This is a genomic window from Amycolatopsis sp. NPDC049159, assembly GCF_040648295.1.
GTDB classification, from domain to species: domain Bacteria; phylum Actinomycetota; class Actinomycetes; order Mycobacteriales; family Pseudonocardiaceae; genus Amycolatopsis; species Amycolatopsis pretoriensis_A.
This window is the reverse complement of record NZ_JBEZDL010000012.1, coordinates 276751-295281: the sequence shown is the minus strand read 5'-3', so window position 1 is coordinate 295281 and position 18531 is coordinate 276751. Positions and strand designations below refer to the sequence as shown.

General features: G+C 69.8%; 20 protein-coding genes and 1 pseudogene. 9 read left to right on the top strand and 12 right to left on the bottom strand.

The features are described from left to right. Positions 1 to 84 precede the first annotated feature (84 nt). From murJ to AB0B33_RS23855, 7 genes are all read left to right on the top strand, one after another. A complete protein-coding gene (gene murJ / locus AB0B33_RS23885; protein WP_247016307.1) occupies positions 85 to 1890 on the top strand; it encodes a murein biosynthesis integral membrane protein MurJ in 1806 nt (601 codons plus the stop codon). A gap of 80 nt (positions 1891 to 1970) precedes the next feature. Beyond that, positions 1971 to 3560, top strand: a complete 1590-nt coding sequence (locus AB0B33_RS23880; RefSeq protein ID WP_360775414.1) for a protein kinase family protein — start codon at positions 1971 to 1973, stop codon at positions 3558 to 3560. 31 nt (positions 3561 to 3591) lie between these two features. Beyond that, positions 3592 to 4215, top strand: a complete 624-nt coding sequence (sigM, locus tag AB0B33_RS23875; protein ID WP_125309327.1) for an RNA polymerase sigma factor SigM — start codon at positions 3592 to 3594, stop codon at positions 4213 to 4215. Next, positions 4212 to 4991 carry a hypothetical protein gene (locus AB0B33_RS23870; protein ID WP_360775410.1) on the top strand — a complete coding sequence of 260 codons (780 nt, stop codon included), beginning with the start codon at positions 4212 to 4214 and terminating at the stop codon, positions 4989 to 4991. The genes sigM and AB0B33_RS23870 overlap by 4 nt, the downstream gene beginning before the upstream one ends. A 79-nt stretch (positions 4992 to 5070) precedes the next feature. Further along, the gene (trxB, locus tag AB0B33_RS23865) at positions 5071 to 6063 is read left to right on the top strand and encodes a thioredoxin-disulfide reductase (protein WP_360775407.1); all 993 of its coding nucleotides are present in this window, start codon (positions 5071 to 5073) and stop codon (positions 6061 to 6063) included. A 35-nt stretch (positions 6064 to 6098) separates the two neighbouring features. Beyond that, a complete protein-coding gene (gene trxA, locus AB0B33_RS23860; RefSeq protein WP_247016298.1) occupies positions 6099 to 6422 on the top strand; it encodes a thioredoxin in 324 nt (107 codons plus the stop codon). Positions 6423 to 6694: 272 nt separating this feature from the next. Next, positions 6695 to 7843 carry an N-acetylmuramoyl-L-alanine amidase gene (locus tag AB0B33_RS23855; protein WP_360775404.1) on the top strand — a complete coding sequence of 383 codons (1149 nt, stop codon included), beginning with the start codon at positions 6695 to 6697 and terminating at the stop codon, positions 7841 to 7843. 209 nt (positions 7844 to 8052) lie between these two features. On the opposite strand, the gene AB0B33_RS23850 is transcribed toward AB0B33_RS23855, so the two are convergent. Further along, positions 8053 to 8697: a GNAT family N-acetyltransferase gene (locus tag AB0B33_RS23850; protein ID WP_247016295.1), complete on the bottom strand. Its 645-nt coding sequence runs from the start codon at positions 8695 to 8697 to the stop codon at positions 8053 to 8055. A 189-nt stretch (positions 8698 to 8886) separates the two neighbouring features. Between AB0B33_RS23850 and AB0B33_RS23845 the strand changes: the two genes are divergently transcribed. Next, positions 8887 to 10206, top strand: coding sequence for a PLP-dependent aminotransferase family protein (locus AB0B33_RS23845; protein ID WP_360775401.1), 1320 nt, complete (start codon positions 8887 to 8889; stop codon positions 10204 to 10206). Positions 10207 to 10231: 25 nt separating this feature from the next. Next, positions 10232 to 11176 carry a D-alanine--D-alanine ligase gene (locus AB0B33_RS23840; protein WP_247016291.1) on the top strand — a complete coding sequence of 315 codons (945 nt, stop codon included), beginning with the start codon at positions 10232 to 10234 and terminating at the stop codon, positions 11174 to 11176. A 134-nt stretch (positions 11177 to 11310) separates the two neighbouring features. Here AB0B33_RS23840 and AB0B33_RS23835 read toward each other — a convergent pair whose 3' ends face one another. From AB0B33_RS23835 to rpmH, 11 genes and pseudogenes are all read right to left on the bottom strand, one after another. After that, a complete protein-coding gene (locus AB0B33_RS23835; protein ID WP_247016289.1) occupies positions 11311 to 12309 on the bottom strand; it encodes a ParB/RepB/Spo0J family partition protein in 999 nt (332 codons plus the stop codon). After that, positions 12306 to 13253, bottom strand: coding sequence for a ParA family protein (locus AB0B33_RS23830; RefSeq protein WP_360775396.1), 948 nt, complete (start codon positions 13251 to 13253; stop codon positions 12306 to 12308). The genes AB0B33_RS23835 and AB0B33_RS23830 overlap by 4 nt, the downstream gene beginning before the upstream one ends. 56 nt (positions 13254 to 13309) lie before the next feature. Continuing rightward, positions 13310 to 13993 (bottom strand): 16S rRNA (guanine(527)-N(7))-methyltransferase RsmG, encoded by a 684-nt coding sequence (gene rsmG / locus AB0B33_RS23825; RefSeq protein ID WP_247016285.1) that lies wholly within the window; start codon positions 13991 to 13993, stop codon positions 13310 to 13312. 418 nt (positions 13994 to 14411) lie between these two features. Beyond that, positions 14412 to 14522, bottom strand: a complete 111-nt coding sequence (locus tag AB0B33_RS23820; RefSeq protein WP_360775393.1) for a hypothetical protein — start codon at positions 14520 to 14522, stop codon at positions 14412 to 14414. Positions 14523 to 14612: 90 nt separating this feature from the next. After that, a pseudogene (locus AB0B33_RS23815) lies at positions 14613 to 14721 on the bottom strand (DUF6886 family protein); the annotation flags it as partial. 78 nt (positions 14722 to 14799) lie between these two features. After that, a complete protein-coding gene (locus AB0B33_RS23810) occupies positions 14800 to 15693 on the bottom strand; it encodes an IS982 family transposase (RefSeq protein ID WP_360775483.1) in 894 nt (297 codons plus the stop codon). Between the two features lie 120 nt (positions 15694 to 15813). Further along, the gene (locus AB0B33_RS23805; RefSeq protein ID WP_247025430.1) at positions 15814 to 16374 is read right to left on the bottom strand and encodes a R3H domain-containing nucleic acid-binding protein; all 561 of its coding nucleotides are present in this window, start codon (positions 16372 to 16374) and stop codon (positions 15814 to 15816) included. A gap of 30 nt (positions 16375 to 16404) precedes the next feature. Continuing rightward, entirely contained in the window at positions 16405 to 17520 is a 1116-nt protein-coding gene (gene yidC, locus AB0B33_RS23800) for a membrane protein insertase YidC (protein ID WP_247016281.1), read from the bottom strand. Between the two features lie 5 nt (positions 17521 to 17525). Next, a complete protein-coding gene (gene yidD / locus AB0B33_RS23795; protein WP_360775389.1) occupies positions 17526 to 17849 on the bottom strand; it encodes a membrane protein insertion efficiency factor YidD in 324 nt (107 codons plus the stop codon). Between the two features lie 5 nt (positions 17850 to 17854). Beyond that, a complete protein-coding gene (gene rnpA, locus AB0B33_RS23790) occupies positions 17855 to 18289 on the bottom strand; it encodes a ribonuclease P protein component (RefSeq protein WP_360775386.1) in 435 nt (144 codons plus the stop codon). Positions 18290 to 18310: 21 nt separating this feature from the next. Next, complete coding sequence (gene rpmH, locus AB0B33_RS23785) at positions 18311 to 18454, bottom strand: 50S ribosomal protein L34 (RefSeq protein ID WP_003082934.1); 144 nt, start codon at positions 18452 to 18454, stop codon at positions 18311 to 18313. Positions 18455 to 18531: the final 77 nt, after the last annotated feature.

Sequence of the window (18531 nt, the reverse complement as noted above, 5' to 3'; positions counted from 1 at the left end):
CCCGGCATCCCGGCGGCTCCGGGCACCCCGCCGCCCGGCACGCCCGTACCGCCTCGCGGCCGCGGCACCCGTCGTCCGGCGCCGGTGCGGCCGTGGCAGGAGGAGGCCCAGCGCCCGCCCGACCCGGAGGCCACGCGGTTCATCCCGCGCACCGCCGGCGTCCCGATGAACTCGCGCTGGCCGGTCGCCGACCCCGACGTCATGCGGCCGTACGACGCGCTGGCCACCCAGGTCATGCCGGCGCTCAAGACGCCGCTCGTCAAGCCGAAGCCGGGCGAGGACGCGCCGGAGGCACCGGCCAAGGCGCCGTCGCTGGCGAAGGCGTCCGGCCGGATGGCGATCGCGTCGCTGATCAGCCGGATCACCGGCTTCCTGTGGAAGCTGCTGCTGGTCGGCGCGATCGGCCAGGGCATCGCGAACGACTCGTTCAACGTCGCCAACACGATGCCGAACATCATCTTCGAGCTGCTGATGGGTGGCGTCCTCGCCAGCGTGGTGGTGCCGCTGCTGGTGCGGGCGCAGGACGAGCCCGACGGCGGCCGCGCCTACACCCAGCGCCTGATCACCGTGGCGTTCACGCTGCTGCTGGTCGGCACGGTGGTCGCGGTGTTCGCGGCGCCGGCGTTCACGAGCCTGTACGTCGACGGTTCCGGCAAGGCCAGCTCCGGTCTGACCACGGCGTTCGCCTACCTGCTGCTGCCGGAGATCTTCTTCTACGGCGTCTTCGCGCTGCTCTCGGCGGTGCTGAACGCCAAGCAGGTCTTCGGGCCGACGGCGTGGGCACCGGTGATCAACAACCTGGTCGTCATCTTCACGATCCTGGTCGTCTGGATCATGCCGGGCGACATCGACACCGCGAACCCGTCGATCACCGACCCCAAGGTGCTGACGCTCGGCATCGGCGTGACCGGCGGCATCGTCGCGCAGGCGCTGCTGCTGGTGCCGCCGCTGCTGCGGTCCGGCTTCCGGTTCAAGTGGCGCTGGGGCATCGACAAGCAGATGAAGGAGTTCGGCGGCCTCGCCCTCTGGATCCTCGGCTACGTCGCGGTCAGCCAGATCGGCTACACGATCAACACGCGCGTGCTGACCAGCGGCTCGCCCGGCGGTGTGACGGCCTACAGCAACGCCTGGCTGCTCTTCCAGCTGCCGTACGGCGTCATCGGCGTCTCGCTGCTGACGGCGATCATGCCGCGGATGAGCCGCGCGGCCGCGGACGGCGACCACAAGAAGCTCATCGGCGACCTCTCGTACGCGTCGCGGATCTCGACGGTGATGCTCGTCCCGATCTCCGCGGTGATGACCGTGGTCGGCGGCTCGATCGGCATCGCGCTGTTCACCTTCGGCAAGGGCACGGTGGAGACCGCCGAGCGGCTCGGCGACGCGCTGGCCATCTCGGCGTTCGCCCTCTTGCCGTACGCGCTGGTCATGCTGCAGATGCGCGTCTTCTACGCGATGAAGGACGCCCGCACGCCGACGCTGATCATGATCGTGATGACGCTGGTCAAGGTGCCGCTGCTGTACCTGTGCCCGGTGCTGCTGTCGCCGGACAACGTCGTGCTCGGCGTGATGATGGTCAACGCGCTGACGTTCGTGGTCGGTGCGATCCTCGGTCAGGTGTGGCTCTGGGTGACGCTGGGCAACTTGCGGAGCAAGCGGGTGATCGGCGTGATCCTCTTCACGGTGGTGGCGAGCGTGCTCGGTGTCGCCGCGGCGTGGGTCGCGGGCAAGCTGGTACCGGACTCTTTCGGGCCTACTTTCGGGGCCTGGGCGAAACTCCTGCTCCAGAGCGTGGTGGGCATCGTGGTCTCGTTCGGCGTGCTCATGGCGCTGAAGGTGGAGGAGCTGAGGCCGGCCACTTCGAGGTTCACCCGGTTGATCAAGCGCGGGTAACGATTCCGGTACGGATGGCGACGACTCCCGCGTCGTATTCTGGGTAACCTTGGCGGGGGAGCTAACGGGAGAGAGTGCGGGTGGACACGAGGCGGAGCGAACAGGCGGGGGGTGCGAACCACGTGGGCAAGGCCCAGGTCGGATCGCTGGCCCCCGGGCGCGTGGTCGGCGACGGCCGCTACCGCCTCCTCGCGCAGTTCGGCGTGGACGAGCGGGGTGACGCGCACCTTTGGCGTGCGCGCGACGGGCAGCTGAAGCGGGACGTCGCGCTGACCCTGCTGGTCGGTGACCCGGCCGATCCCGAGGCCGCCCGGCTGGCCCGGCGCACCCTCGAACGCGCCACCCACGCGTCCAAGTTCGGCCACGGCGGCGTCGCCCGCGTGCTGGACGTGCTCGCGCTCGGCAGCGGCATCACCTCGAGCGAAGGCCTGCTCGGCGTCGTCGTCGCGGAGTGGACCAAGGGCAGCGACCTGGTCGACCTCGTCGCGCAGCGGCCGGTGGCGCCCGCCGCGGCCGCGCGCATGGTGCAGGCGCTGGCCGAAGCCGTCGAGCAGGCGCACCAGAACGGGCTCGTCCTCGGGCTCGACCACCCGCAGCGCCTCCGCCTGACGCCGAACGGCGCGCTGAAGCTCGCGTTCCCCGGCCCGCTGCCGGAAGCCACGTTGCGCGACGACGTCAAGGCGCTCGGCGCGGTCCTGTACCTGCTGCTGACCGGGCGCTGGGCGCTGCCCGGCGGCCCGCCCGCGATCCCGCCGGCACCGCTTTCGCCGCAAAACCGGATCATCCCGCCCCGCCAGCTCGTGCCGACGGTCCCGGCGGACCTGTCGTCGCTGGCCGTCCGCACCATCGAGGACGGCGGCAATGGCGGCATCCGCACCAGCGCGGCCATCCTCCGGATGCTCGACCAGGTGGCCGAGGAGGAAGAGCGCACCCAGCTGATCAAGGCCGTCGGCGGTGACCCGGCCGAAGGCGAAGGCACCGTCTGGACCACGAAGAAGCCGGTCAAGGACGTCGCCCGGCGGCGCAAGCTCGCGCTCGGCGTCACCGTGCTGGTGGTCGCGACCGTCGTCATCCTCGCCTGGGGCGGGCTGATGCTGATCAACGTCTTCCAGGGCGACTCGAAGGCGAGCGGACCGACGATCAACGTCGCCGCGCCGCCGGCGTCGAGCCAGCCCGCCGGGCAGCCGCCCGCGCCGAGCCAGCCGGCCCCGCCGCCGTCACCCACCGTCGGCGCCGCGGTGAAGCCGCAGGCCGTGGCCGTCTACAACCCCGAGGGCAAGGGCGACAACACCGCGCGGGCGAAGTACGCGATCGACGGCAAGGCCGATACGCAGTGGCGGACCGAGCAGTACAAGCAGCAGTTCCCCGCTGTGAAGCCGGGTGTCGGGCTGGTCGTCACCTTCAAGGACCCGATCACCCTCAGCCAGGTGCAGGTGTCCGGCGGCACCGCGGGCACCAAGGTCGAGATCCGCTCGGCGACCGAGAAGAACCCCGATCTGGCCGACACGAAGGTGGTCGGCAACGGCGACCTGAAGGACGGCGACACCACGATTCCGCTGGCCCAGCCGACCCAGGGTGAGTACTTCATCGTCTGGATCACTCAGCTGGGTGGCGCCGACGAGGAGTTCCAGACCGAAATCGCGGACCTGACCTTTCTGCCTGCGGGGTGACCCACCCGACAGGGTCAGTAGGCTCTCCCGGGTGACAGCTGCAGCTCCCACGGATGCGGATCTGATAGCGGCTCACGCCGCGGGGGACCCCCATGCGTTCAGCGAACTCGTCCAGCGCCATCGGGACCGCATGTGGGCCGTCGCCCTGCGCACGGTCCGCGACCCCGAAGAAGCCGCCGACGCGTTGCAGGACGCGTTCATCTCGGCGTTCCGGGCCGCCGACAAGTTCCGCGCGGAGTCGCAGGTCACGACGTGGCTGCACCGGATCGTGGTGAACGCCTGCCTCGACCGGATCCGCCGCCGCCAGGCGCGTCCGACCGTGCCGCTGCCGGAGACGGGGTTCAACGAGCCGGCGTCGCCGCGGGACTCGATGGCCGAGCGGGAGACCAGCCTGCTCGTGCGCGAGGCCCTCGAGCAGCTGCCCGAAGACCAGCGCGCCCCGATCGTGCTCGTCGACGTCGAGGGCTACTCCGTCGCCGAGACGGCGAAGCTGCTGGGCATCGCCGAAGGCACCGTGAAGAGCCGGTGCGCGCGGGGCCGCGGAAAACTCGCGAAGGTTCTCGGGCACCTGCGGAACCCCGATGCGATTGCGAACGTCCCAACTCACGAAAGCAAACGGGCCGGGCGTCAGCCGGGTAGCGGGGAGGGACGATGACGGACGAAAGCCGGGGGATCGGGGGGACCGTCGGTCCGCCCTGGTCTGTCGACGTGCTCGCCGACCTCCACGCCGGGGTGCTGGACGAAGCTCAGGCGGCCGAGTTGTGGCCGCTGGTCGACGCGGATCCGGAAGCCCGGGCGATCCTGGAGGCCCTCGACGCCACCCAGGCCGACCTGGCGGCGCTCGCCGACGCGCCGGCCCCGCCGATGCCCGCGGAGTTCGCGGCGCGGCTGGACGCGGCGCTGGCCGCCGAAGCAGCCGCCCACTTTCGTGAGACCTCGCCGGCAGCTCCGGCACCGCGGGACGCCCAGGTGGTGGACCTCGCGGCGGCCCGGCGGCGGCGGAACAAGCGGCTCGGCTGGGCCGCGGGGGTGCTGACCGCGGCCGCGGCGGCGGTCGTCGCCGTGACGGTCGCCCTCCCGGGCACGTCGCAGCAGACCGGCACCCCGAACGTCGCCGCGCCGGCGCCTTCGGGTCCGTCGGTGGGCAGCGACGGCGCCGGGGCGCAGGCCCTGGTCGGCAAGGCGATCGGCGTCCGCGACTTCGGCCCGCTGCAGAACGAGGACAAGCTGGACGCCTGCATCGCGGCCGCCGGTCTCGACCCCAAGGTGCGCCCGGAAGGCATCCGCCCGGTGAACGTCGGCGGCAAAGCCGGGGTGATGATCATCCTGACCACCGGCAAGCTCGCCCAGTTCCGCCTGGTCGCCTTCGGCGCCGACTGCGGGCCGGGTGATCCGGCTGTGTTGTTCGACAAGGTCGTTGGGGAGAAGTAGCGGCTGTCACGGCTGGGAACATGGCCACCTACCATCGTGTTGAGCCTGGTACACGGGTCACTACGAGCGGAGGTCACGGGTGGCTGCCGAGGAAATCAGGAACCTGATCATCGTCGGGTCGGGTCCTGCCGGATACACCGCTGCCGTTTATGCGGCACGGGCCCAGCTGGAACCGCTGGTGTTCGAGGGCACGCAGTTCGGCGGCGCGCTGATGACGACGACCGAGGTCGAGAACTTCCCCGGGTTCCGCGACGGCATCATGGGGCCGGACCTGATGGAGGAGATGCGCAAGCAGGCGGAGCGCTTCGGCGCCGAGTTGCGCGCGGAGGACGTCGAGTCGCTGGAGCTGACCGGGGACGTGAAGTACGTCCACGCGAACGGCAAGCGCTACGCCGCCCGCGCGGTCATCCTCGCCATGGGCGCGGCGGCGCGGTACCTGAACGTGCCGGGCGAGCAGGAGCTGCTCGGCCGCGGTGTGTCGGCCTGTGCGACCTGTGACGGTTTCTTCTTCCGGGACCACGACATCGTGGTCGCCGGCGGTGGCGACTCGGCGATGGAGGAGGCGACCTTCCTGACGAAGTTCGCGAAGTCCGTCACCCTCGTCCACCGGCGCGAAGAGTTCCGCGCGTCCAAGATCATGCTCGAGCGCGCCCGCGCGAACGAGAAGATCAAGTGGAAGCTGAACTCGCAGATCACCGGCGTGCTCGGCGACGGCAAGGTCGAAGGCCTGCGGCTGAAGGACACCAAGGACGGCAGCGAGTCGACGCTGGACGTCTCGGGCTTCTTCGTCGCGATCGGCCACGACCCCCGCAGCCAGCTGGTGAAGGGCCAGGTCGACCTGGACGAGGACGGCTACGTCATCACCCAGGGCCGCTCCTCCTACACCAACGTCGACGGCGTCTTCGCGGCCGGCGACCTGGTGGACCGCACCTACCGGCAGGCGATCACCGCCTCGGGCTCCGGGTGCAGCGCGGCGATCGACGCGGAACGATGGCTCGCGGAGCACGGCGAAGCGGACGCGCACGAGGCGGCCGAGCTCGTCGGCGGCGGCTACGGCGCGGGCACCAACTGACTTTCCGGCGTTCACCCATCCCTGAAGGAGCAAACATGACCAACACCGTGAAGGTGACCGACGCGACGTTCGTCGACGAGGTCCTGACCAGCGAAAAGCCGGTTCTCGTCGACTTCTGGGCCACCTGGTGCGGCCCGTGCAAGATGGTCGCCCCGGTGCTCGAGGAGATCGCGGCGGAAAACGGCGAGAAGCTGACCATCGCGAAGATCGACATCGACGAGAACCCGAACACGCCGCGTGACTACCAGGTGATGTCCATCCCGACGCTGATCCTGTTCCAGGGCGGCAAGCCGGTGAAGCAGATCGTCGGCGCCAAGCCGAAGGCCGCGCTGCTGTCGGACCTCGCCGACGTCCTCTGAGCGAAGACGCTCCCGGCGGACCCGGGGCCTGCGGGAATACTCCTGTGGGCCCCGGGTCTCCGTCGTTCGGGGGAATCTCACCGCCGTGGGCGAATCGAGCGTGACGAGGGCCACTAGAGGTTCACCACGAACGGGTTCTTGACGCACCTACCGGGCCTGCGCTGTCACCGAGAGTTCGCAAGGCACAATAGAGGACCTGGGCTTGTCCCAGCGAAGGTTTTCTGCCACGCACCGAGCCCCCGAATCGGTGCCTTAGGAAGAGCGAGGAGTGCATGCGGGTACTCCGCCGCGGTGACGCCGGTCCGGACGTCGCCGAGATCAGGTCCATCCTGGCCGGGATGGACCTGCTCCCGCCGGTCACCGGTACCGATGACTACGACACGTTCGACGTCGCCGTCGAGCACGCCGTCCGTGCTTTCCAGCAGCGCCGTGGGCTCATCATCGACGGCGTCGTGGGTGCAGCCACGTTCCAGGCGCTCAAGGGCGCCAGCTACCACCTGGGCAGCCGTCCGCTGTCCTACATGATCGCGTCGCCGGTCCACGGCGACGACGTCTTCACGCTCCAGGAGCGGCTCACCGAGCTGGGCTTCGACGCCGGCCGTCCCGACGGCTACTTCGGCCCGGCGACCGAGCGCGCGCTCAAGACGTTCCAACGCGACATGCGCCTGACGCCGGACGGCATGTGCGGCCCGGCGACCATCCGCGAGCTGCACCGCCTGTCCTCGCCGCGCGCCCGCGGCGGCCGCCCCGTGTTCCTGCGCGAGCAGGAGCTGGTGCGCCAGGCCGGTCCCCGGCTGCGCGGCAAGCGCATCGTGATCGACCCCGGCCACGGCGGTGACGACCTCGGTGTGGTCGCCGGCGACCTGCGCGAGGCCGACATCGCGTGGGACCTCGCGCGCCGCCTGGAGGGCCGGATGAAGGCCACCGGCATGGAGGCGCTGATCTCCCGCGGCCCGAACCACAGCCCGACCGAGCTGGAGCGCGCCAAGTTCGCCAACGACGCGGGCGCCGACCTGTTCCTCTCGCTGCACAGCGACAAGAACCCGTCGCCGCGCGCGCAGGGCGTGGCGAGCTTCCACTTCGGCACCGGCAACGGCACGACGTCGACGGTGGGCGAGCTGCTCGCCGGCTTCATCCAGCGCGAGGTCGCGGCCCGCACGGGCCTGCAGGACAACCGCACGCACTACAAGTCGTGGGACATCTTCACCCGCACCCGCTGCCCGGCGGTCCGCGTGGAGATCGGCTACCTGACGAACCCGGACGACAGCCGCAAGCTGGCCGATCCGGCGTTCCGCGACATCGTCGCGGAGGGCATCCTGATCGCCGTCAAACGTCTGTACTTGCTCGGCGAGGGCGACCAGCCGACGGGGACGTTCACGTTCGCCGACGTCCTGGCGCACGAGCTCGCGAAGGCCGAGTAGGGCCGACCACAACCCCTAGCGGCTCACCTTCACCTGCCCCACCACACCTGGGGACGCAGCCGCTGCGTCCCCAGGTTTGTGTGCGGTTCTCCACAGCTTTTCCACCGCTCCTATCTGCGCTCTGTGGATAACTCGGCACTTCTTCCACAGCCGTGCACAACGCTGTTTCGCACGTGACGAAACCCAGGCGCAAACGTTTGCGGGGTGGCTCAGGCGCGGCCGAGGCTCGGCTCGGCCGTGGTGATCGTCACCTGGCCGAGCAGGCGCTCCAGCGCCGCCTCGACGTCTTCCTTCCAGGTGATCGCCGAGCGCAGCTCCAGGCGCAGGCGCGGCCACTTGGGGTGCGGGCGGACGGTCTTGAAGCCGACGCTCTGCAGGAACGCCGCCGGCAGCACGCAGCTGTGGCCGCCGTCCGGGTCCGTCTCGTCGGGGCGGGCGTCGCCGAACGCCTCGATCGCGCGGACACCGCGCTTGGTCAGGTCCTTGGCGACCGCCTGGACCAGCATCCGGCCGAGGCCGCCACCGCGGAACTCGGGGAGGACCTGGAAGGCCGTCAGGAGGACCGCGTCCGCGCTCGGCGGGGACGTCGGGAAGGCCAACGCGCGCGGGACGGCGTTCGGCGGGGCGTACAGCACGAACCCGACCGGCAGCGTGTCGCTGTAGACGATGCGGCCGCAGGAACCCCACTCGAGCAGCACGCTCGAGACCCAGGCTTCCTTTTCGACCTCGGTGGCGCCGAACTCCTCCGCCTGGTTCTTCAGGTGGGGAGCGAGCTCCCAGTAGACGCACCGGCGACAGCTTTTCGGCAAGTGCTCGAGGTTGTCCAGTGTGACGCCCACGACGCGACGCGACACCCGCGACCTCCCTGACCTGCGCTCCCGACGGGCTGCCCGGCCGTCAAGCCGCGCGAAAAACACAGCACGGACACGGGAGCCATGGTCGAGGATAGGCCGATGTGACGAGCGCCGAAAGGCCAGGGGTCCCGGATGGGTGCACGGTTACACTCGACAGGATCTGTTAACCGAGCCACGGGTGAATCGTCGATGACCGAGAACCGCCCCAGCAAGCCGCACAGCGGCCGCCAGAACCTCGACCCGCACCTCGAGCGGTACGCCGCCCGGACCGCCGGGATGACCGCTTCGGAGATCCGAGCGCTCTTCGCGGTCGCCAGCCGGCCCGAGGTGGTTTCGCTGGCCGGCGGCATGCCGAACCTGGCCGCGCTCCCGCTCGACACGCTCTCGGCACAGGTGGCGGAGATCATCGCCGAAGACGGCCTCGTGGCGCTGCAGTACGGCTCCGCGCACGGCGTCCCGGCGCTGCGCGAGCAGATCTGCGAGATCATGGCCCTGGAGGGCATCAAGGCGCACCCGGACGACGTCGTCGTGACCGTCGGCTCCCAGATGGGCCTGGACATGGTCACGCGGCTGTTCTGCGACCCCGGTGACGTCGTGATCGCCGAAGGCCCGTCCTACGTCGGCGCGCTGGGCTCCTTCGCCGCGTACCAAGCGCAGGTCGTGCACGTGGCGATGGACGAAAACGGCCTGGTGCCGGAGCTGCTGCGCGAAGCGCTCGTCCGGACGGAGAAGGCCGGCCGCCGGGTCAAGTTCCTCTACACGATCCCGAACTTCCACAACCCCGCCGGCGTCACGCTGGCCGTCGAGCGCCGCGCGGAGATCCTCGAGATCTGCCGCGACCACGACGTGCTGGTCGTCGAAGACAACCCGTACGGGTTGCTCGGCTTCGACGGCCAGACCTACCCGGCGCTGCGCTCGACCGACCCCGAAAACGTCGTGTACCTCGGCTCGTTCTCCAAGACGTTCGCCTCCGGCCTGCGCGTCGGCTGGGTGCTCGCGCCGCACGCCGTGCGCGAGAAGCTCGTGCTGGCCGCCGAGTCGGCGACGCTGTGCCCGCCGACGTTCAACCAGATGATCGTGTCGCGCTACCTGGCCACGCACGACTGGAAGGGCCAGATCAAGAAGTTCCAGGAGAACTACCGCGACCGGCGCGACGCGATGTTGTCCGCGCTGGAGCAGCACCTGCCCCCGGGCTGTTCCTGGACCAAGCCGGACGGCGGCTTCTACGTCTGGGTGACGGTGCCGGAGGGCGTCGACACGAAGGCGATGCTGCCGCGCGCGGTGACCGCCCGGGTGGCGTACGCGTCGGGGACCGGCTTCTACGCCGACGGCTTCGGCAGCCGCCAGATGCGGCTGTCCTACTGCTACCCGACGCCGGAGCGGATCCGCGAGGGCGTCCGGCGGCTGGCCGCGGTGCTGGAGTCCGAAATGGACCTGGCCCGCACCTTCGGTAACGTGGGCTCGCGCCAGATCCAGGGGCCGCAGAACCCGTCCCCGGACACGGTCTAGTTCTTTTAGCTAAGGAGTTTCCACGGTGGTCGACCGTACCGTTGCCGTGCTCGCCGGCGGGCTTTCGCACGAACGCGACGTCTCGCTGAGGTCCGGCCGGCGGCTCTCCGCGGCGCTGAAGTCCGAGGGCCTCGGCATCGAGGAGTGGGACACCGACGCCGGGTTGCTGGAGCGCCTGCGCACCCAGCGGCCGGACGCGGTCGTCGTCGCGCTGCACGGCGGTGAGGGCGAGAACGGCTCGGTGCAGACGGTGCTGGAGATGCTGGACGTGCCGTTCGTCGGCACCGGCTCCCAGGGCTGCCGCCGCGCGTGGGACAAGCCGACGGCGAAGGCGCTCATCGAGAACGCCGGGTTCGTGACGCCGGGCTGGGTGGTGCTGCCGCACAGCACGTTCCGCGAGCTCGGCGCCCAGGCGGTGCTCGACGCGATGGTGGAGCGCCTCGGCTTGCCGCTGATCCTCAAGCCCGACCAGGGCGGCTCGGCACTCGGCACCCAGGTGGTCCGCGAGGCCGCCGAACTGCCGGCGGCGATGGTCGGCTGCTTCGCGTACGGCGACACCGTGCTCGCCGAGCGGTTCGTGGACGGCGTCGAGGTGGCCGTGACGGTCATCGAAGGCGCGGACGGCCCCGAGGCCCTCCCCGCGGTCGAGATCGTCCCGGAGAGCGGCGTGTACGACTACACGGCCCGCTACACGGCCGGCCTGACCGACTTCTTCACCCCGGCCCGCCTCGACGACGCCGCGGCCAAGGCGGCGGCCGAACTCGCCGTCGCCGCGCACCGCGTCCTCGGGCTTCGGGACATCTCGCGCACCGACGCGATCGTCGCGGCGGACGGGACGGTGCACTTCCTGGAAGTGAACCCGTCGCCGGGGCTGACCGAGACGTCGACGGTGCCGATGGCGATCGAAGCCGCGGGCAAGTCGCTCGGCACGGTGTTCGCCGAACTGATCGGACGCGCGATTTCCCGCTGACCCTTCGCACGCGAAAGGCCGCCTCGGAGCTTCCGTGGCGGCCTTTTTCGTGTCGCGATCTCATGATCACTGGATGTGGTCGTCGCGACTGCGTCGAGCAATCATCACCGTGACGAAACACCCTGGGGTGATCCCTAATCGGTTTTCGGTGTCTGATTCGCCCCATTCGCATCGATGATCGCGACGATCCGCTCGAGATCGTCGACCGACCCGAATTCGAGCGTGATCCGTCCCTTGCGCCGGCCGAGGTCGACCTTCACGCGGGTGTCGAAGCGATCCGAAAGGCGGTTCGCGAGCTCCTGCAGTCCCGGCGCCTGGATCGGCTTGCGCGCGGCGGGCTTCGGCTTGGCCGGCTTCTCGCTCTTCTTGAGCGTGACGGCTTCCTCGGTCGCCCGGACCGACATGCCCTCCGCGATGATCCGCGCGGCGAGCTCTTCCTGACTTTCGGGATCCTCCAGCGACAGCAGCGCGCGGGCGTGCCCGGCGGACAGGACGCCCGCGGCGACCCGGCGCTGGACCGGCAGGGGGAGCTTGAGGAGCCGGATCGTGTTGGTGATGACCGGGCGGCTGCGACCGATCCGGCTCGCCAGCTCTTCGTGCGTGACCGCGAACTCGTCGAGCAGCTGCTGGTACGCCGCCGCCTCTTCGAGCGGGTTCAGCTGGACGCGGTGGATGTTCTCCAGGAGCGCGTCGCGCAGCATCGACTCGTCGGCGGTCTGCCGGACGATCGCCGGGATCGCTTCGAGCTCCGCCTGCTGCGACGCGCGGAGCCGCCGCTCGCCCATGACGAGCTCGTACTCGTCGTTCCCGAGCTCGCGGACCACGATGGGCTGCATGAGCCCGAATTCGCGGATCGAGTGCTCGAGTTCGGCGAGCGCGTCCTCGTCGAATACCTGCCGCGGCTGCTTCGGGTTCGGCTTGACCGAACCGACCGGGATCTCGCGGTATACCGCGCCGGCCACCTCGCCGCTGTGCTGCTTCGCCTGACCGTTGGCCGCGAACCAGCCCTTGTCCTCGGCCGCCTTCTTGTCCGCCGCCGTGTCCCCGGCGGTGGGCAGGGGACCGCCGGTGGCGGGTCCGGTCGGGATCAGGGCGGCGAGGCCGCGCCCCAGCCCTCCTCGGCGCTCGGTCATGTCGAACTACCCCTCTCCAACTGTGCGCCGCGCTCGGCGATCTCCTTGGCCGCGTCGACGTAGCTCATCGCACCCCGCGAACCGGGATCGTAAGCGAGGACGGTCTGGCCGTAGCCAGGCGCCTCCGACACCTTCACGCTGCGGGGGATGACGGTCTTCAGCACGGTGTCGCCGAAGTGGTTGCGGACCTCGTTCGTCACCTGGTCGGCCAGCTTGGTCCGGCCGTCGTACATGGTGAGGAGGATCGTGGAGACGCGGAGCTCGCGGTTGAGGTGCTGCTGCACGAGCTCGATGTTGCTCAGCAGCTGCCCGAGACCTTCGAGCGCGTAGTACTCGCACTGGATCGGGATGAGCACCTCCTGCGCGGCGACCATCGCGTTGACCGTGAGGAGACCGAGCGACGGCGGGCAATCGATCAAGACGTAGTCGACGCCGATCTCGTTGAGGACCTCCGCGGAGATCGCTTCCTTGAGCCGGGACTCGCGGGACGCCATCGAGACGAGCTCGATCTCCGCACCGGCGAGGTCGATCGTCGCGGGAACGCAGAAGAGGTTCGGCGACTGCTCGGTCGACTGGGCGGCCTCCGCGAGCGTCACTTCACCGATCAGCACCTCGTAGATGGACGGCGTCCCGGACCGGTGGTCGACGTCGAGCGCGGTGCTCGCGTTGCCCTGCGGGTCGAGGTCGACGACGAGCGTCTTGAGCCCGTGCACGGCCAGCGCGGCCGCGAGGTTGACGGTGCTCGTGGTCTTACCGACACCGCCCTTCTGGTTGGCCACGGTCATCACCCGACGGCGGCCGGGACGCGGGAGCGTCCCTTCCTCCGGGTGCAGCAGACGCGCGGCGCGGGCGGCTTCTTCGGCGATCGGGGTCCAGCCCACGTCAGGGGTGGTCTCCGTGGAGTCGGACGGCGGGGGATTCACCGGTCTCGACACCTCCTCCATGTAGAAGTCTGGTCGGTGGTCGAGTCGCGTCGTTTCACGTGGAACATCGCGGCCCGTTAACGCTTCCTGCTCCGCGCCTTCGGCTTGCTCGTTGCTGGGAGACGACGGATCTTCACAACCGTGCTGGGGACCTCTAGTACTGCGGCACCGCACTCGACGATCAGCGGATCGGCCCCGCCGGCCTTGCGGATGGCAGCGCCGTCCCGATCGATCTCGTCCGCCGCGCTGGCGCCCTTGAGGGCAACCAGGAAGCCGTCGGGACGGACCAGCGGGAGACACCAGTCCGCGAGCCGGGCGAGCGGGGCGACCGCGCGAGCGGTGACGATGTCGGCGCCACCGAGCTGCTCACGCACAGGCCGCTCCTCCGCGCGTCCACGGACGATGGTGATCGGGAGTTCCAGCTTCTCGGCGACCTCGGCCAGCCAGTCCACCCGGCGGGCCATCGGTTCAAGCAAGACGATATCGAGGTCCGGTCGCGCGATCGCGAGCGGTACACCCGGAAGCCCCGCACCCGAACCCACATCGACAACGCGGGCGCCGTTCGCCATCTGCTCGCCGATGACCGCCGAGTTCAGAACGTGCCGCTCCCAAAGCCGCTCGACCTCCCGCGGCCCGATCAGCCCACGCTCTACCCCATGAAGCTCCAGGAGTTCGACGTACCCGGCCGCTCGGTCCAGGTGCTCACCGAACACCCGCTCCGCCGCGGCCCGCACCGCCCCCGCGGCCTGCTCCAAGCTCACTCCGTCTACTCCTCGTCCGCGCGTTTCACGTGAAACGGCGCTCGTTCGATTGTCCCTGATGTCGGAGCGAAAACGAGCCGACAGACCGCAGATGTGGACAACTCCACTCACCCGGCGTCCCCCTGTGGGCGGTTCCACGTGAAACACGGCGTCCGGCGTCAGGTGGTGGTTCCAGGGGCGCGGTCCTCTCGGCGCTGCCGCTCGGCATTCGTCGCGGCACGGCCGAGCTCCAGTAGCGAGACCGGCTCCTGGATCCGCTCGGGGGACCGCCGCGAGGGCCGGTCGCTGTCCAAGTCGAAGCGGCCAAGGCTGTCTCCTGTGTCGGAGCCAGGAGCCGGCTAGCGGGACTTCGAGTCGCCGGTGCGGTGTCGCAGGCATCGGAGGCGCGACTCCGGCACCCCCGGTTCCACGTGAAACATCACCGCTGTAATTCGCTCGGTCGCGGCGCCGCGTTCCGCAGCCGGATGCCGCTGAAGCCGAGCGAGCTCTTCGCCGCCATGTCGACGAAGCTCCACAGGTCCGGCAGCACCCGAAGCTCGATCCCCGTGCGCGTGCTCGCCGAACGACCGGAACGACGTCGCCGCGAACCGGCGGAGCGTCCACGCCAGCGCGGGGAGACACTGACGTGGGAACCAGTAGTCCGGCGCCCGCGCCGCGTCGACCGCCCACACGTACGCCTCCGGCTGCTGGGCCGTCGCGGCGACGTGGTGGTCGAAGCGGGTGGTCATCGGGTCCTCGGAGAAGTGGAGTACCTCGCCGGGTGCCGGGCGCACCAGTCACACCTAGACGAGTAATGCGTAACTCGGTCAGTGGTCGTAAGCGGTCAGGGATCGGGTGATGGGCTGCCTGGTGGCGCGGTTGTGCCAGATGGCGGCGGTAAGTGCCAGGAGGCGTTGGGCGACGCGGACACCGACGCCTTCGATGGTGCGCCCACCGTGTTGTTCGAGGTTGAGCTGGCCTTTGAGGGTGTCGTTGACCGACTCGATGAGCTGGCGGATGGACTTGAGCAACGGCTCACCGGGATGGGGCCTGCGGTCGCGGTAGGACGGCCGGATCAGCCGGACCCCGCGCTCGGTGAGGTAGTGGTCCAGTTCGCAGGAGACGGAACCTTCGTCGGCGATGATCGACAGCCCCGGGCGGTCGGTGAGCAGGTGGGGTTCGTGGCCGCAGATGGCCATGAGCACCTGCCGTTCGTCGACCTTCGGATCAGCCGGCGCCCAGACGATCGGCAGTCCGGCCGGGGTGCAGACCAGGTGCAGCCGCAGTCCCCAGAACCAGCGCGAGTGTGAGCGGCACAAGCCGTACTTGGCCCAGCCGGCCAGCTCCGAACGCATGACCGTGGGCCGGGACCGGCCGCATTCCACCGAGGTGGAATCAACGATCCAGGTGGCGTCGGTCCACAGGTCGGTATCGGCCGCCAGCCAGCGCATGACGAGCTTGATCAGCGGCAATGCGGCACGCAGGCGGCGGTTGTAGCCGGACTGGCCGGGCAGGCAGCGGAACGCGCCGGGCATCCGGGCGGGCAGGAACCGTAGCCAGCGGGCCTCGGAGGCGAACCCCAGCAGGGCCTGGGCCACGGCCAGGGTGACCAGCTCCGCGTCGGTCAGCTTCGGTGGCCGGCCTGGCCGGCGTCGGCCGCCGCGGTGGTCGGCGATCTTGACGTAGAGTGCGGTGAGAAGGGTGTTCAGGTCTGTCGTCACAAACGGATCTTGGACACCCTTCGTCCGTCTCCGGTCACCACCCACACTTACGCATTACTCGTCTAGCACAAAAAGAAGCGGCCCCACCCGGAGGTGGGGCCGCTTCGGAAAGACCGGGTCTCAGGACTCCGGGAAGATCACCACGCGGCGCTTCGGGTCTTCGCCCTCGCTCTCGCTGGTGACGCCGGCGACCGTCGCGACCGCGTCGTGGACCACCTTGCGCTCGAAGGGGCTCATCGGCTGGAGCCGTACCCGCTCGCCGCTCTGGAGGACCGATTCCGCCGTCGAGCGGCCGAGCTCGCGGAGCTCCTCGCGGCGGTCCGCGCGCCAGCCCGCGATGTCCAGCATCAGGCGGCTGCGGGAGCCCGTCTCCTGCTGGACCGCCAGGCGGGTCAGTTCCTGCAGTGCCTCGAGCACCGTGCCGCGGGGGCCGACGAGCTTCTCGAGGTCTTCGCCGCCGTCGATGCTGACGATCGCGCGGCCCGCTTCGACGTCCAAGTCGATGTCGCCGTCGTAGTCGAGCAGATCGAGCAGGCGCTCGAGGTAGTCGCCGGCGATGTCGCCCTCTTGCACGAGGACGTCGTCACCGCCGCCCGCCTTCTGCTCGCCCGCCTCGTCGGCGGCCGGCTCCGGGGTCGCGTCTTCCTGATCGGCGTCGATCGTCTCGATCGTCTCCGACATCATTCGTCTCCTCTCCGAACCGGTCGCGCCTCAGCGGCGCTTCCGGCCCGACTTCCTGGTCGAGTCTTTGAGAAGGCCCGGCACGCCGGTGCCGTTGTCCTTCGAGCCGTTCTGGCCGTTGGTCTCCGTGGGCGTCGTGGCCGGCTCCGCGGAATCGCTCGCAGGAGCCGTCTGGGCGAAGCCGTGGGCCGAGCCCGCCTTCGCGACCTTCTTCTGGGCGCCGCCCTGAGCGGGCTGGTTCTTCTTCTGCTGGACCGGCTTCTGACCGACCTTCGGCGCGGCCGGCTTCTGACCCGGCTTCGGGCCGAGCGTCGCGCGCTTCTCCGCGGCCTCCGCCTTGCGGGCCGCCTCTTCCTTGTCGATCTTCGTGTAGACGAGCCGCTGCTGCATCAGGGTCCAGCCGTTGTTCGCCAGCCAGTAGAAGAGGAGGCCGAGCGGGAACAGCGCACCGAAGACGAGCACACCGAGCGGGAAGATGTACATCGTCAGCTTGTTCATGATCGCGGTCTGCGAGGTGGCCGACGCGGCGTTCTGGCGGGCGACCGAGTGGCGCGCGGTGAGGTGCGTGGCGATCGACGCGACGATCATCAGGGGGAGCGCGACCGGGAGCACGCTCCAGTGGAAGCCGACGTTCGTGGCGCCGCCGCTGACGACACCGACACCGTTGTAGACGGCTTCACCGAGGTTGACGCCGAAGAGCTTCGCGTTGACGTAGGACTCGACGTCGTGCTGGCTGAAGAAGTAGTTCTCGGTCTTCACCCCGCCACCGGGCGGCGGCATGGTGAACGCGCGCAGGACGTGGTTCAGGCCGATGAACACCGGGATCTGGAGCAGCATCGGCAAGCAGCTGCCGAGCGGGTTGACGCCGTGCTCGCGCTGGAGCTTCTGCATCTCCTGCGCCTGACGCTGCCGGTCGTTCGCGTACTTCTTCTGGAGCTTCTTCATCTCCGGCGCGAAGTCCTGCATCTTCTTCATCGACCGGACCTGGTTCACGAACGGCTTGAACATGATGCCGCGGACCGTGAACGTCAGGAAGATGATGCCGAGGATCCAGGCCACCGCGGTCGATTCGCCGAAGACGAACCCGAAGACCTTGTGCCAACACCAGAGGATGAAGGACACGGGGTAGTAGATGAAATCGAGCACTGCTGCTACTCCTCGATCGGTGTTTCAGGTCGTCGGTGGCGCCACGAGAACTCCTCGGGCACGGGGTCGCGGCCGGGTGGCGTCCAAGGGCCGCAGCGCAGCAGCCGGCGCAGCGCGAGGTAGGAGCCGCGGCCGGCACCGTGCCGGGTGAGGGCTTCGACTGCGTACGCGCTGCAGCTCGGGTAGAACCGGCAAGCCGGCGGGAGGAAGGGCGAGATCGCCTTGCGGTAGAGCTTGACGGGGAGGAGCAGGACCCAGGCGACGGGACCGGGCTTCAGCGGCTCGGGTTCGACGTCGTGCGTGTGGTCGTGCTCGGGAGTGGCTCGCATGCCGGTCACACCGCTGATCCGTGGTCGGGGGTCGCGTCCGCGGGACGCGTCGGGCTGGGGACATCCCCGGCCGGACGGCGCGACGACAGAAGCCCCAGCCGACGCAACGCGGCGTCGAGGTCGGACCCGAGCTCGGCGCTGGACGCGGTCGACGACGGCGGCAATGCCCGTACGACCAACGAAGTGCCGGCGGGCAGTGTTCCGAGCTTGGCGGAAACGAGATGACGCAACCGGCGGGAGACGCGGTGGCGGACCACCGAGTTGCCGACGGCCTTGCTCACCACAAAACCCGCCCTGGCCGCCGACGGTACGTCGGCGGCCTCGGACGGGTCCGTGGTCAGTGCGTGGACGACGAGGCGACGCCTGCCTGCCCGGGACCCGCGACGGAGAACCACGCGGAAATCCTCGCTCCGCCGCAGACGTGCGGCAGCCGGCAGCACGGCGCGCCCCGACGTGCCGGATCAGGCGGACAGCGCGGCGCGGCCCTTGCGACGGCGGCCCGCCAGGATGGCCCGGCCGGCACGCGTACGCATGCGCAGGCGGAAGCCGTGCGTCTTCGCGCGACGGCGGTTGTTCGGCTGGAAGGTGCGCTTACCCTTGCTCACTGCTTCTCCTGTGTGTCGCGTCGGGCGGGAAGAATCTCTTCCCCCCACCTGGCGTGTCGTGCGGGCGCACGGCAGTC